The organism is Pseudomonas sp. NY8896 (genome assembly GCF_039634505.1).
Genome location: NZ_CP132350.1, coordinates 3,907,826 through 3,922,238 on the forward strand (window position 1 = coordinate 3,907,826; position 14,413 = coordinate 3,922,238).

Annotated in this window: 11 protein-coding genes; 5 read left to right on the forward strand and 6 right to left on the reverse strand. The window is 62.1% G+C overall.

The genetic code is table 11. The annotated features are described in order from the left end of the window. The first annotated feature begins 6 nt into the window (after positions 1-6). Complete coding sequence (locus Q9451_RS17520; RefSeq protein WP_012272167.1) at positions 7-3,279, forward strand: transporter substrate-binding domain-containing protein; 3,273 nt, start codon at positions 7-9, stop codon at positions 3,277-3,279. On the opposite strand, the gene Q9451_RS17525 is transcribed toward Q9451_RS17520, so the two are convergent. Beyond that, complete coding sequence (locus tag Q9451_RS17525) at positions 3,254-4,573, reverse strand: PAS domain-containing methyl-accepting chemotaxis protein (protein WP_012272166.1); 1,320 nt, start codon at positions 4,571-4,573, stop codon at positions 3,254-3,256. The two genes, Q9451_RS17520 and Q9451_RS17525, sit on opposite strands and share 26 nt — an antisense overlap. A 158-nt stretch (positions 4,574-4,731) precedes the next feature. Next, positions 4,732-5,751 (reverse strand): LacI family DNA-binding transcriptional regulator, encoded by a 1,020-nt coding sequence (locus Q9451_RS17530; protein WP_012272165.1) that lies wholly within the window; start codon positions 5,749-5,751, stop codon positions 4,732-4,734. Positions 5,752-5,958: 207 nt separating this feature from the next. Between Q9451_RS17530 and Q9451_RS17535 the strand changes: the two genes are divergently transcribed. The 3 genes from Q9451_RS17535 to Q9451_RS17545 all read left to right on the forward strand — a co-directional run bounded on the left by Q9451_RS17535 (position 5,959) and on the right by Q9451_RS17545 (position 8,349). Continuing rightward, positions 5,959-6,498 carry a gluconokinase gene (locus Q9451_RS17535; RefSeq protein ID WP_012272164.1) on the forward strand — a complete coding sequence of 180 codons (540 nt, stop codon included), beginning with the start codon at positions 5,959-5,961 and terminating at the stop codon, positions 6,496-6,498. 111 nt (positions 6,499-6,609) lie between these two features. After that, positions 6,610-7,962, forward strand: coding sequence for a GntP family permease (locus tag Q9451_RS17540; protein ID WP_003253832.1), 1,353 nt, complete (start codon positions 6,610-6,612; stop codon positions 7,960-7,962). Positions 7,963-8,046: 84 nt separating this feature from the next. Beyond that, positions 8,047-8,349, forward strand: a complete 303-nt coding sequence (locus Q9451_RS17545) for a hypothetical protein (protein ID WP_012272163.1) — start codon at positions 8,047-8,049, stop codon at positions 8,347-8,349. Positions 8,350-8,433: 84 nt separating this feature from the next. On the opposite strand, the gene Q9451_RS17550 is transcribed toward Q9451_RS17545, so the two are convergent. From Q9451_RS17550 to Q9451_RS17565, 4 genes are all read right to left on the reverse strand, one after another. Next, the gene (locus tag Q9451_RS17550; RefSeq protein ID WP_012272162.1) at positions 8,434-9,861 is read right to left on the reverse strand and encodes a sigma-54 dependent transcriptional regulator; all 1,428 of its coding nucleotides are present in this window, start codon (positions 9,859-9,861) and stop codon (positions 8,434-8,436) included. Beyond that, a complete protein-coding gene (locus Q9451_RS17555) occupies positions 9,830-11,323 on the reverse strand; it encodes a HAMP domain-containing sensor histidine kinase (RefSeq protein ID WP_012272161.1) in 1,494 nt (497 codons plus the stop codon). The genes Q9451_RS17550 and Q9451_RS17555 overlap by 32 nt, the downstream gene beginning before the upstream one ends. A gap of 297 nt (positions 11,324-11,620) precedes the next feature. Further along, the gene (locus Q9451_RS17560; protein WP_012272160.1) at positions 11,621-13,081 is read right to left on the reverse strand and encodes a HAMP domain-containing sensor histidine kinase; all 1,461 of its coding nucleotides are present in this window, start codon (positions 13,079-13,081) and stop codon (positions 11,621-11,623) included. A gap of 118 nt (positions 13,082-13,199) precedes the next feature. Next, positions 13,200-13,793, reverse strand: coding sequence for a lytic transglycosylase domain-containing protein (locus Q9451_RS17565; protein WP_041166486.1), 594 nt, complete (start codon positions 13,791-13,793; stop codon positions 13,200-13,202). Positions 13,794-13,978: 185 nt separating this feature from the next. On the opposite strand from Q9451_RS17565, the gene gspG reads away from it, so the two are divergent. Continuing rightward, positions 13,979-14,404, forward strand: a complete 426-nt coding sequence (gene gspG, locus Q9451_RS17570; RefSeq protein WP_012272158.1) for a type II secretion system major pseudopilin GspG — start codon at positions 13,979-13,981, stop codon at positions 14,402-14,404. The last annotated feature ends 9 nt before the right edge of the window (positions 14,405-14,413 follow it).

The following is a 14,413-nucleotide window of genomic DNA, read 5'->3' on the forward strand; positions in this document are numbered from 1 at the left end:
ACTACCATGAAGCAGCTGCTGGCGAGCGCCCTTTTGGCCATCGGCCTGGCCAACGCTAGTGCGCTGCTGGCCAGCAGCGAACCCCGCCAACTGCTGGCCCGCTCGGTCAGCGCCGCCGCCCCGCTAACGCTGTCCGCCGACGACCGCCACTGGCTACAACAACGTCAACGCCTGGTACTGGGCACTTCGCGTCCCGACTACCCGCCGTTTGAAATCAATGTCAGCCAACAAGACTATGAGGGCCTGAGCGCCGACTACGCCGGCATCATCGGCGAACAGCTTGGTATAGCCATCGAAGTACGTCGCTTCGACAGCCGCCACGAGGCAATCACCGCCTTGCGTGATGGCCGCATCGACCTGCTCGGCAGCTCCAACGGCTTCGAGGCGGCAGATGCTCAGCTCAGCCTCAGTACCCCCTACGCTGACGACCTGCCGGTGATCGTCACCCGAGAAGGGCGCAGCTTGAAAAGCACGCCCGACCTCGCCGGCATGCGCCTGGCCATGGTCGATCACTACTTGCCAGCCAGCAGCGTACGCAGCCTCTACCCCAAGGCACAGTTGAGCCTGTACCGTTCCACGCTGGCCGGGCTTGCGGCGGTCGAGCTGGGTGAGGCAGACGCCTACCTAGGCGATGCCCTCAGCACCGATTTCACTATCGGAAAAAGCTTTCAGGGCGCGTTGAAAGTCGACCATTTTTCCCATGTACCCCCCGAGGTCTTCGCCTTCGCCGTGGCCAACGACCACTCGCGCTTGCTGCAACTGGTCGACAAGGCGCTGGCGCGCATCAGCGAAAGCGAGCGCCTGAACATTCTGCGCCGCTGGAGCAGCGGCAACACCAGCCTGCTACTGCAGCGTCACCTGAGCGCCCTCAGTGCCGAAGAACAAGCCTGGATCGCCGAGCACCCCACCGTTAACGTGTTGATCAATACTTCGCTGGCGCCACTGACTTTCAACGACGCCCAGCATCACCCCAGCGGCATTACTCTCGACCTGCTCAAGCAGATCGGGTTGCGTACAGGGCTGCACTTCAACCCCATCGAAAGCACGTCGGCCTTCGCCATGGTTGAACGCCTGAAGCGAGGCGATGCACTGATGATCGGTGCCCTCGGCTATGGCGCGGAGCGCGTGAAGCAACTGCGCTTTACCCGCCCCTACCTGGTCAGCCCACGGGTGCTGGTCACCCGCAGCGACCAGGCATCGCCTGTACAGGCCATGGCCTCGAACGGCCAGCGCATTGCCCTGGTGCGCGGCTCACCGCAGCGGGCCATGTTGCAGCAACGCTACCCGCAGGCCAGCCTGATCGAAGTGGACAACCCGCTCGGCCTGATGGAGGCGGTGGTCAATGGCAACGCCGACGCGGCACTGAGCAACCAAATCAATGCGGCCTACTACATCAGCCACGTGTTCAAGGGCCGCTTGCGCATCGCCAGCGTGCTCGACGACCAACCGGCCATTGCCGCATTCGCCGTCGCCGCCGACCAGCCCCAGCTTCAAGCCATCCTCGACAAGGCACTGCTGAGCATTCCGCCCGAAGAGCTTGACCAACTGATCAACCGCTGGCGCACCAGCACCCTGGTCAGTGACAGCCCATGGCGCGACTACCGCACCCTGGCCTTGCAGGTGCTGGTACTGTCGGCCCTGCTGCTGGCCGGGGTGGTGTTCTGGAACAGCTACCTGCGCAAGCTGATCAACCAGCGTACCGATGCTCAGCACGCGCTGCAGGCACAGCTGGCGCTGAGCCGCGGGCTGCTTGAACAGCTGCGCCAGGCCAAGGATGACGCCGAACAGGCCAGCCAGACCAAAAGCACCTTCCTGGCCACCATGAGCCATGAAATCCGTACCCCGATGAATGCCGTGATCGGTCTGCTGGAAATGGCGTTGGTGGACAGCCGCGGCGGCCGGTGTGACACCCAGACCTTGCAAACCGCACACGATTCGGCCATTGGCCTGCTTGAGCTGATTGGCGATATCCTCGACATTTCCCGTATCGAATCCGGGCATATCAGCCTGCAGCCAGTGCCCGCCGACCTTGTGGAGCTGGTGCGCTCCACGCTGCGGGTGTTCGAAGGCAATGCACGGGCCAAAAGCCTGCATCTGCACGGCGAAATGCCCGCAGAACCGGTCTGGGTGCTGGCTGATCCGCTGCGGCTCAAGCAGATTCTGTCCAACCTTATCAGCAACGCCATCAAGTTCACCAACCGTGGTGAAGTGCAGGCGAGCCTGCTGTTGCCCAACGTTGCCGACCACGGCATGCTGGCCATCACACTGAATGTGCGCGACACAGGCATCGGCATCAGCCCCGCCGACCAGGCCCGGCTGTTCAATGCCTTCGTTCAGGCCGAGGGCCCAAGAACCCGCCAGGGTGCAGGCCTGGGGTTGGTCATCAGCCGTACCCTGGTCGAATTGATGGGCGGCGCCTTGACCCTGCAGAGCGTCGAGGGCGTCGGTACCCGGGTCCAAGTCAACCTGCAACTGCCCACCTGCACTGCACCGACACAGGCCGAACGGGACCTGCCGGCACAAGAGAGCAGCAGTGGCCCGCTGAATATTCTGGTGGTCGACGACTACCCTGCCAACTTGTTGTTGCTGGAGCGACAACTGAATACCTTGGGCCATCGCGTGACCTTGGCGGAGAATGGCGAAATCGCCCTGGCACATTGGCAGGCCGCGCGCTTCGACCTGGTGATTACCGATTGCAGCATGCCGGTCATGGACGGCCACGAACTCACCCGGCGCATTCGCGCCCTGGAGGGTGAACGCGACCTGTCTGCAAGCCGGATTATTGGCGTGACCGCCAACGCCCAGGCCGAGGAGCGTGCCCGCTGCCTGGCCAGCGGCATGGACGAATGCCTGTTCAAACCGATTGGCCTGCGTACACTCAAGAACCATCTCCCACAAGTCCACCCTCAACAGCAGTCGCCGACACCACGCCACACCGGGTTCGACCTGGCCGAATTGCGCCACCTGACCCAGGGCGACGAACAGTTGACGCGGCATTTGCTCGAACAACTGTCGATCAGCGTGGGAGAAGACCTGGCCGCCTTGAGCGCACTGGCTGACGACGCACCTGATGAGGCTGTGCACACCCTGGCCCATCGCATCAAGGGCGGCGCCAAGATGATCAGGGTGCGCACCGTAGTCAACGACTGCGAAGCCATCGAACGCGCCCACGCACAGGGCTTACCGACTGTCGAACAGCGCGCGCAACTGCAAACCAGCCTGCAGGCATTGCTTGACGAGATGCGCGATGCGCTCAATGCAATTGCAGCGTCGAGCTGATCTGGCTGATGGCATCCACGACGTGCCGCGAGCCTTGCTGAATTTCCATGATTACCGTACCGGCCTCATTGGCCAATGCCACGCCGTGACCGGTGCGGTTCAGGCTCGACTGCATGCTGGCCACGGCCAATAGCGACAGGTCGTGGTTCTGCCGAACCACATCGACAATTTCCAGGGTGGCCTTGCTGGTTCGCGCGGCCAGGCTTCGCACCTCGTCCGCCACCACGGCAAAGCCGCGCCCGTGCTCGCCGGCACGGGCTGCCTCGATCGCTGCATTAAGGGCCAACAGGTTGGTCTGATCGGCAATGCCGCGAATGGTCAGCACGATCTGCCCGATCACATCCGACTGCTTGCTCACCGCATCGATGCTGCGCGCGGCGTCGTTCAGTTCCTGGGAAATCTGCTCGATCACCTGCACCGTCTGCTGCACCACTTCGGTACCCTTGCGCGCGCAGGCGTCGGTCTGCACCGAACTGGCATGGGCAGCGTCTGCAGCGCTTTGCTGGGTGCAGACCTGGTGGGTGATGTCGCTGGCGAACTTGACCACTTTGTACAGGCGGCCCTTGCTGTCGAAGATCGGGTTGTAGGACGCTTCGAGGTACACGGTCTGGCCTTGCTTGTTGACGCGCTCGAAGCGGTGCGAGTGGTACTCGCCACGGTTCAGCGAAGCCCAGAACCCACGGTACTCGGCCGACTCACGTTCATGCGCCAGGCAGAACAGCCCATGGTGGCGGCCAACCACTTCGTCGAGGCGGTAGCCCATGGTGTCGAGGAAGTTCTGGTTGGCCTTGATCACCCGGCCTTGCGGGGTGAACTCGATCACTGCCATGGAACGGCTGATGGCCTTGAGCAGGCTTTCGCTTTCGTGCTCCAGCACCACCCGCTGGCTGATGTCGGATGCCACCTTGATCACGCTGGTGACTTGGCGCTGCTCATCCAGTACCGGCATGTAGCTGGCTTCCAGCCAGACCTCGCGGCCGGCCTTGTCGATGCGCTCAAAAGTACCGCTGATGGCTTTGCCCTGCCCGAGTTCGCGCCACAGTTGCTGGTACTCGGCGCTTTTGGCGTAGTCCGGCTCACAGAACAGCCGGTGGTGCTTGCCCCGCAGTTCATCGACGCTGTAGCCCATGGCCTGACAGAAACGCTCGTTGGCATCAAGGATGGTGCCATCGGGGGCGAACTCGATCATCGCCATCGACCGGCTGATTGCCGCCAGTTTGGCTTGTGCATTGGCCAATGCCTGTTGGCTGCGCTGGATTTCTACCAAATCAGATTTGCGATGGAAATCGAACATGACGCCGGGCTCCTTTTTGCGCGGTGTCCTGAGCATAGATCGCCGTTAGCGCCGTGCAAGCACAGTGCTATCACTTTGTGATTACTACATTCTCATGACTTGGCAGTTGATTCAGAGGCTGGCGGGTTCCCGTCGGAGCCGCCTTGCCAGCTCTTGAATCAGGAGCTTTCCCGCACCATCAGCTCGAAGCCCAGGTCCTGCTGTGCATGCGTCACCCGCTTGCCATCGAGCAACGCCAACAGCGCCTGCGCCGCGCCCCGACCAACGGCAGCCCGTGGTGTGCGAATCGAGGTCAGCCGCGGCACCATGTGCGCCGAAGCTGGCAGGTCGTTGAACCCCACCATCGCCACCTGGCGTGGCACCTCCACCCCTTGGCGCAAGGCCTGTAGCACCGCGCCCTGGGCCAAGTCGTCATTACAGAAGAAGATACCGTCGACATCCGGCGCCTGTTGCATCAGCTGACTGAACAGCGCGCTGCCCAAGGCAATCGATGAAGGCTCCGGCGCCAACACTTCCAGCTCGGCGGCCTGAAGGCCGGCTTCGGCCAACGCTTGGCGGAAGCCCTCGGCACGCTGCATCACCCGAGGGTCGAGCTGCGCAGCAATGAATCCCAGGCGCTTGCACCCACGCTCGATCAAGTGCCGGGCCGCAGCGCGCCCGGCCTGTTGCTGCGAGAAACCGACCGACAATGCGCCTGGCTCACCGTTAAGCTCCATCATGTGCACGCACGGCACGCCGCTGGCAGCCAGCATCTGCCGTGCGGCATCGCTACGCTCGAAACCGGTCAGCAGCATGCCGCAGGGCTGGTACGCCAAGTAATTGCGGATCAGGTTCTCTTCTTCGGCAAGGTCGTAGTGATAGTTGCCGATCAGCACCTCGAGCCCACGCGGGCGCATGACCTCGTGGATGGCCTCCAGGGTGTCGATGAACAGCTGGTTTGACAGTGACGGGATCAACACCACCACCGACTGGCTGCGCGCCGAGGCCAGCGCCCGGGCCGCCGGGTTGGCCACATAGCCGAGGTTCGCTGCTGCGGCGACGACCTTTTCCACCAGTTCTGGCGCAACCGTGCTGACCCCGCGCAACGCGCGCGAAGCGGTAATCGGGGAAACCCCGGAAAGCCTGGCAACTTCAGCCAGGGTGGGACGACCTGTAGTGCGGGAGCCGATGCGGGACATGGATGTTGTAATTTTACTACTTGCAAGGATAGGGAACGGCCACTAAGGTAGCGCTGTCTCAGGACGCAGGCAATGTAATCTTTGGTAGCAGCCACCACGCGTGTGCCGCCAGGCGTCCATACTGCGTAAGGACAAGACCAATAACACCGGGGAGGTGGCTGCTCGTCAACAGCGAGACAGCGCTATCTCACCCCGCAGGAGGTACTGATGAATTCTCCCCTGTCCGCCATTGTGGTGATGGGCGTGGCCGGTTGCGGCAAGAGCTGCATCGGCGCCGCCATCGCTGCCAGAAGCGGCGGCCGCCTGATAGAAGGCGACGCTTTCCACCCTGCCGAAAATATCCGCAAGATGAGCGCTGGCATCCCGCTGGACGACAGCGATCGTGCCGGATGGCTGGTGCGCCTTGGCGAAGAGCTGCAAACCACCACCCAGGCGGGTGAGCGCCCGATCCTGACGTGCTCGGCACTCAAGCGCCGCTACCGCGACACCCTGCGCGATGCCATGCCTGGGCTGGTGTTCGTGTTCCTCGAACTGACGCCTGCCGAGGCCGAAAAACGCGTGCTGGCCCGCCCCGGGCACTTCATGCCGGCCAGCCTCATCGACAGCCAGTTCGCTGCCCTGGAGTCGCCACGCGGCGAGCCACTGACGCTGGCACTGGACGCCACCCAACCCATCGAAGCATTGGCCGAAGCGGTGGACCGCTGGCTAAAGCGCTGCGGTGAGCCGGGCCTGGCGCAGACCGCCTGACCCTGGCGGTTTTTCCGTCTCACCCAAGACAGCGCTACCTTGCCCCGTGAATGCGGGAAAAGATCCAAAAAGCTACGCCCAAAACAACGATAAGACCGAGGCCTTCACACCATGTTCGGACTGGCTACTGATACCTTCCTGCTGCTCGACGCGCTGGTTACCATCGTCGGGCTGATCCTGCTGATCACCCACTTCAAGGTCCACCCCTTCGTCGCCCTCACCCTCGCGGCCGGCTTCCTTGGCTTGACCTCCGGCATGCCCGTGGCCAAGGTCATGAAATCGTTCCAGGACGGCTTTGGCGGCGTGCTCGGCTTTGTCGGTATCGTGCTCGCCCTGGGCACCATGCTCGGCAAGCTGATGGCCGACTCCGGGGGCGCCGACCAGATCGCGCAAACCCTCATCCGCGCCTTCGGCAAGAAGAACGTGCATTGGGCGATGATGTTTGCCGCGTTCCTGGTGGGCATCCCGCTGTTCTTCGAAATCGGCTTCGTGCTGCTGATCCCACTGGTGTTCATCGTCGCCAGGCGCTCCGGGGTGTCGCTGGTGAAAATCGGCATTCCGCTACTGGCCGGCCTGTCGGTTGTGCACGGCCTGGTGCCGCCGCACCCAGGCCCATTGCTGGCGATCGGCATTTTCCACGCCGATATCGGCAAAACCATCTTCTATGGCCTGATCGTTGCGTTGCCCACCGCGATCATCGCCGGTCCGCTGTTCGGTAACTTCATTTCCCGCTACATACCGGGTAACCCGTCGCAGGAGCTGATGGACCAGATCGCCAAGGAGTCCGACCAGGGCAACCTGCCAAGCTTCAGCATCACCCTGATCACCGTACTGCTGCCGGTGGCGCTGATGTTGCTGAAAACCTTTGCCGACGTGGTGCTACCCGCCGAGCACATCGTGCGCCAGTGGATGGACCTGATCGGCCACCCGATCACCGCCCTGCTCGCCGCCCTGCTGCTGGCCTTCTATACCTTCGGCTCAGCCCGCGGTTTCAACCGCCAGCAGATCATGAAAATGCTCGACCAGAGCCTGGCACCGACCGCCGCCATCGTACTGATCGTAGGCGCTGGCGGTGGGTTCAAGCAGATGCTGGTGGACACCGGCGTGGGCAATGTAATCGGGCAAATGGCCGTGCAGGCAGAAATTTCACCGATCATGCTGGCTTGGCTGGTAGCCGCGGTGATCCGCATCGCCACAGGCTCCGCTACCGTCGCCACCATCACCGGTGCAGGTATCGTCGCACCGGTGATCGACCTGGTACCTGGGGTGAACCGTGAGCTGTTGGTACTGGCTACCGGTGCTGGCTCGCTGATTTTGTCGCATGTGAACGACGCCGGCTTCTGGCTGGTGAAGCAATACTTCAACATGACCGTGGCAGAAACCTTCAAGACCTGGAGCATGATGGAGACGATCCTGTCCATCGTCGGCATCATCTTCATCATGTTGCTGTCGCTGGTGGTGTAACCGTTGATCGGGGCCATGGCACTAGGATGCTTTGGGTAGGGCCGAAGGAAAACATGAGACCCACCCGAAGCAAAGGAGCCTGCCATGCCCCGTTCAAGCATCCTGCTGATTGCCCTGCTCGCCTCGCCATTGGCCCTGGCCGCCGGCACTGGCCCGACTTACCCCGACGACCCGCACAACCCGGCGCCACGGCCGGGCGTGGACAGCACCCTCAACCCGATCGAGAAACCCATGCCACGGGATACCGACCCGCGCATTCAGGGTAACGACCCGCAAAGCCCGCCGGCGAAGCAGAACGACAACCGCGACCTCCCGGGTATGGATGGGAGTGGTTCGGAGGGGACCGGTCATCAGGGCAATAGCGGCACGAGCACAGGTAACCCGTGATGACGCGGGCCGGTTGAAATCTGGGCCTTGCGCGGCCCTTTCGCCGCACAAGGCCGCTCTCACAAGTGCCTCGCATGGCCATGATTACCACTGACGCTTGTCAGGCCGGGTCAATCCCAGTTTCTCGATCCTGTAACGCAGCATGTCCCGCGACAGCCCAAGCATTCGTGCTGACTTGGTCACATTCCAGTCAGTGCGGTCCAGGGTCTTGCACACCAGGTCACGTTCCATGTCCGGCAGGCTGGTACCGGGCTCCGGCTCGTGTCGCGGCATTTCGAACATCACCGGCGCTGGCTGCTGCACCAATGGCTCGTCAATCAACGTCATGCACAGGTTCAGCTGATGCGCCTGCACCACCTCGTTCGGCGCCAGCAACACGGTCTGCTCCAGCATGTTGCGCAATTCGCGCACATTACCGGGCCAGCTGTAACCAAGCATCAAGCTTTCTGCTTCGGCAGAAAAACGCAGGTTCGGCTTGCCATACCGCCGGCCATGGTGGGCCAGAAAATGCCTTGCCAGTAACAGAATGTCCTGCCCACGGGCATACAGGCGCGGCACCTTCAGGGCGATGATACGCAGACGGAAGAACAGGTCGCGGCGAAACTTGCCCTGCTGCACCATTTGCTCCAGGTTACAGTTGGTAGCGCTGATCACCCGCAGGTCGACCTTGCGCTCCTTCACTGCACCAATCCGTCGGATGCTTCGATCTTCCAGCAACTTGAGTAGCTTGGCCTGCAGCACCAGGTCCATCTCGCCGATCTCGTCAAGGAACAAGGTGCCGCCATCGGCAGCCTCTACCAGGCCCACCCGGCGCTCCTTGGCATCGGTGAACGCGCCCTTCTCGTGGCCGAACAGTTCAGCCTCCAGCAGGTTGGCAGGGATCGAGGCGCAATTGAACTCGATGAACGGCCCTTTGCTGCGCGAGCCGTCAAAATGCAGGGCACGGGCCACCAGCTCCTTGCCGGTGCCGGTCTCGCCTTCGACCAGCACTGGTGGCAGGTCGTCGCTGGCCATGCGCCGTTCGGCATCGAGCACCTGGCGCAGGGTGTGCTTGAGCGTGAGCATCACCGGCGACTCGCCAATCAGCGCCTGCAGCCCGGACTTCTGCGCCTCGCGTTCCTGGTAGAACGACAGCGTGCGCTCCATGCGCTCGGCGGCCAGGGCCTTGTCCAGGGTCAGCTTGAGCTCGGCCAGTACCACAGGCTTGGTCAGGTAATGGAACGCGCCCTCCTTCATCGCCTGCACGGCATCTTCGACATTGCCGTAGCCGGTCATCATGATCACTTTCAAGTCCGCCACCTGTGCCACCAGGGTACGCAGCAGGTCATGCCCGCTCATGCCCGGCAGCGAGTTGTCGGTCAGCACCGCATCGGGCTGGGCCCGCTTGATCTGCTCCAGCGCCAGCTCCGCGCTGTGGCAAACGGTAACCTCGTAGCCCTTGAGGCTGAGGTAGGTGCGAATGTTGTCGGCGAGGATTTCATCATCCTCGACTACCAGGATGCTGTGCTCCATGGTCCCCTCCCGCTGCGATATTGAATGTAAGGCTGACGCGGGTTCCTTCCTCTTCGCGGCTGCTCAGGCTGACCGAGCCGCCAAAACGTTCCATGATGCGCTTGACCAGGGCCAGGCCTACACCGAGGCCACCCTGCTTGGTGGTGAAGAACGGCTTGAACACCATCCGTTCCTGTTGTTGGCTCATGCCCTTGCCAGTGTCGGTGAGCACGAACTCGGCACGCTGGCCCTCCTGCACATTGACCTGCGCAGTCAGCATGCCACCCGCTGGCATGGCCTCCAGGGCATTGGAGAACAGGCTATTGAGAATCTGCGTGAGCTGTAGCGGCTGGCTGGCCACCCACTGCGCGTCAGGCCCTTCGAAATGGAACCGCACACCATTGCGCTCGATCTGCTGGACGAATGCCAGATGGGTATCCTCGATGGCCGCTACGAGGTCCACAGCCTCGGCCTCGTCGCTGACCGGGCGCAACGACACCAGCAGGTCACGCACCCAGCGCGACATGCGGTCCACCTGGCTGATGATGTCGGTGATGTTCTTCTGCGCTGCGGGGTTGGCGATTTCCTGGGCCAGTTCGGCGCTGGAACGGATATTGGCCAGCGGGTTGCGCAAGCTGTGGGCCACCGCCGAGGACATCTCGCCCAACGCCACGTAGGTTTCGCTGGCCACCAGCCGGTCTTGCTGCAGGTGCAGCATCTGCGCCGCTCGGCGCACGATCCAGAACAGCCCGAAATAGATCAGCGCCCCGCCCACCAGGGTCGAGGCCCAGATCAGCACATAGCCGCGCTGGATGCGCCGAATCAGGTCCTGCGGCTCCTTGTAGATTTCCACCATGGCCAGCACCTGCTCGCCCTGGCTGTCGAACAGCGGGATGTAGTTCTCGATGAACAGGTAGCGCGGTTCACGCTGAAACTTCTGCTCTTCGCGATCATCCTCGGCCTTGTGGTAGCTGGCCGACACGGCCTTGCGTGAGCGGAATGCACGGTCGAGGTCGCCATCGGCTTCTATCCGCTTGCCGATCAGCTCGACATTGGTGGACCAGACAATGGTGCGGTCGCGGGCATAGACATTGGCCAGCAAGGTGTCCGGTAGGTGCTCGACATGGTCAAGGAACTCGACCCGGGTCGCTTCGGCCAGCGCCGGGGTGAATTGCAGGTGCTGCAAGTCCAGGCGCGGGTCCAGCAACTCGCCCATGGTAGTACCCGGCGGTAGTTGCGAATGGCGCACCTCGGCTTGTGCCATGGCCTGAATGAACTGCGCGGTCAGCATGGCATCGCGTTGCACGCTGTCGCGCACCACGAAGCGCGTCGAAACGTAGCCCAGCCCACCCGCCACCGAGGCAATGATGAGCAGGCTGATGACCGAAAACCAGCGCAGCAGGTTGAATTCACGCAAAGGAACGGCCAGACCGCTGGCGGTCGCATTGGCCTTGTCGGGCGCTTCGTTTTCCAGCATCTGCATCGCGTGGTTCCCGCGCAGGGCGTCCGTTCAGAATTGCATCAAGGCCAATGACCGTAGTCACCGATTTGCAATCCACCTGGGCAGCCGCAGCTGCCATTTGTCGCGTGTTGCGCTCCACAGATCACGTAGCAAAAACTTGGCCAGCGAAATAAGAAATAATCTTTTACTTATCTTTCAATAATTTACGTTAGCTTTATGAACCAAAATGGAGAAAGCTCTCCCCACATTTGGGTAATTTCCACCCAAAAAGCGTATTCTTTTATAAATCAATGAATTACCAGAATTTCTTAATGTAATTCAGAGCGTATTAGCCAAGCGAAAACTTAACGAAACCCGGGTGCCATGACCTTCGCTGCTGCTGAGTCGAACCGTTCCGCCGAAACGTTCCATGATGCGTTTCACCAGTACCAGCCCCACCCCCAGCCCACCCTGCTTGGTGGTGAAAAACGGCCGGAAGGCCATACGCTGCTGCGCTTCGTTCATGCCCTTGCCATTGTCGGACAAGCGCAGGGTCAGGCAGCGCCGGTTCTGGCGCACCACCTCGATACGCAGCCGCCCGCCCTGCTCCATCGACTCCAGGGCATTGGCAATCAGGCTGCTGAATACCTGACGCAGTAGCGCCGGGTGCCCCAACACCTGCACTGCCGGTAACGGTTGCACGTCCAGGCTGACCCCATCGCGTGCCAGCGGCACGGCGTAGGTTTGCAGGCTTTCCTGCAATGCCTGGGGCAAATCCACCGCCACCGCCTCGTCGTTCAACGGGCGCAGTGACTGCAGCATCTGGCGAATCCACTGCGACATACGATCGACCTGGTTGATGATGTCGTTGACCTGGCGTTGCGCCGGGCCTTCATCGAACGCCTGGGCCAGTTCGGCACTTGAGCGGATACTGGCCAACGGGTTGCGCAGGCTGTGGGCCACCGCCGAAGACACTTCGCCCAGTGCCACGTAGGTTTCGCTGCTGATCAGCCGTTTCTGCTGCACCGCCAGCAACTTTGCGGCGCGGTGCATGATGCCGTACAGGCCAACATAGACCAGCGCGGCGCCGACGGTGATTGCCAACCAGATCAGGATCAAGCCATGCTCGATGCGCACGATCAGGTCATGGGGCTCTTTGTATATCTCGACCATTGCCGTGACCTGTTCGCCATCGGCATCGAACAGCGGTATGTAGTTTTCGATGAACAGCTGCTCGGGGGGGGTAATGAACTTTTGCTCGGCGCGGGCCTGCTCGAAGTTGTGATAGCTGGCCGAGACCCGCATCTTGTACTCGAATGCCCGCTCCAGGTCGTCGTCGGCGTCGATCAGCTTGCCGATAAGGGCCGGGTTGCTGGACCAGATCACCGTGCGGTCCGGGGCGTAGATATTGGCCAGCAGCATATCGGGCAGGTGGGCGATATGGTCAAGGAATTCACCGCGCGCTTTGCGCCGGGCATCCGGGTCGACATCGGGCAAGTTGCTGCGGTCGGTGCGCGGGTCGAGCAGTTCGCCCATGGTGCGCACATTGGGGATAGACACATGGCGCACTTCGGCATCGGCGATGGAGGTGATGAACTGCGCGGTTAGCAATGCATCGCGCTCGACGCTCTCGTCGATGATGAAACGGCTTGAAATCAGCCCCAGCCCAGCGGCCACCGACAGGATGATGGCCAGGCTGACCCAGGCGTACCAGCGCAGCAAATTGAACGGCTTGTGCGGGGCAGCCAGTTCGCTACCGGCGGGCACGTCAAGAGCGTCGGAACGAGGGGCGAGGTCCATGGTGGACTCCACTGCTGGGCACCTTCAGAAGGTTATAGCCCAGACTTGGGGAAACTATGGTATTAAATTAATAGCATCTGCCGAAGGGTAGTTGGGAGGTGCGTACTGTGCAGGCTAACTACAAAGGCGAATCAGCTGCCAACCCCTGCAACTTGCGATATTCCCGCAGTACTGTGGGCACATAACGCCGTGTCTCGGCGAACGGCGGCACGGCCCCCCTTCGCAATACGGCATCCGGTCCGGCGTTGTAGGCCGCCACGGCCAAAGTGATGTCGTTGTCGAACAGCGTGAGCATCTGCTTGATGTAGCGTGCCCCGCCCTGCACGTTGTCTTCCGGGTCCAGGCGGTCTTCCACACCCATTTCTCGGGCGGTATCCGGCATCAATTGCATCAACCCCACCGCCCCCGCCCGCGATCGGGCCTTGGGGTTGTACCCGGACTCGGCCTTGATCAGTGCATGCAGCAGCGCCGGCGGCACATTGTGAATGCGCGCCGCCGTCGCCACCACCTCGGCGTAAGGGCGACCCGTGATCATCTGCGCATTGGCCGGCCCGCCCTGGGCCAACGGCTCGGCGATTACCTTCTCATAGTGGCGCCCTGGTCGATGGACGTTGGTCAGTACATAGCCACCCTTGGCATCGATTGAGATGTACATATCGGCCTGGGCAGCACCTGCCGCCAGCCAGATCAAACCGAGGATGAGTCCACGCATGTCGGTCGCCTCTTCGTCGTGGCCCCCAATGTGGGGAAAATGCCCCGGAAAACCCGTGGACGATGACCACGACGCAAGCACTGTGCCGCTTCCTGTGCCGCATGGCGCAAGGCCCCGAGGCAGACGTGCACGGCTGTTGCATGGTGCCTGCCAACACGTGTCCCCATGCAGTGGAGGGCTTCACCATGCAGCGCAGAACCAACCCGCAACGTGGCTTCACCCTGCTTGAACTCCTGGTGGTACTGGTGGTGCTCGGCCTGCTGGCCGGCATTGTCGCGCCCAAATACTTCAGCCAACTGGGCCGCTCCGAAGCCAAAGTGGCGCGAGCGCAGATCGAGGGGCTGAGCAAAGCCCTGGACCTGTACCGCCTGGAGGTCGGCCACTACCCCAACAGTGAGCAAGGCTTGCAGGCACTGGTGGTTGCCCCCAGTGGCGAGACGCGCTGGACCGGCCCCTACCTGCAGAAGGCTGTGCCGCAAGACCCGTGGGGCCGCCCCTACATCTACCGGCAACCCGGCGAGAACGGCGGTGAGTACGATCTGCTGTCGATGGGCAAGGACGGCCAGCCGGGTGGCGATGGGGAAAACGCCGAAATCACCAGTTGGCAGTGAGGAGAACAA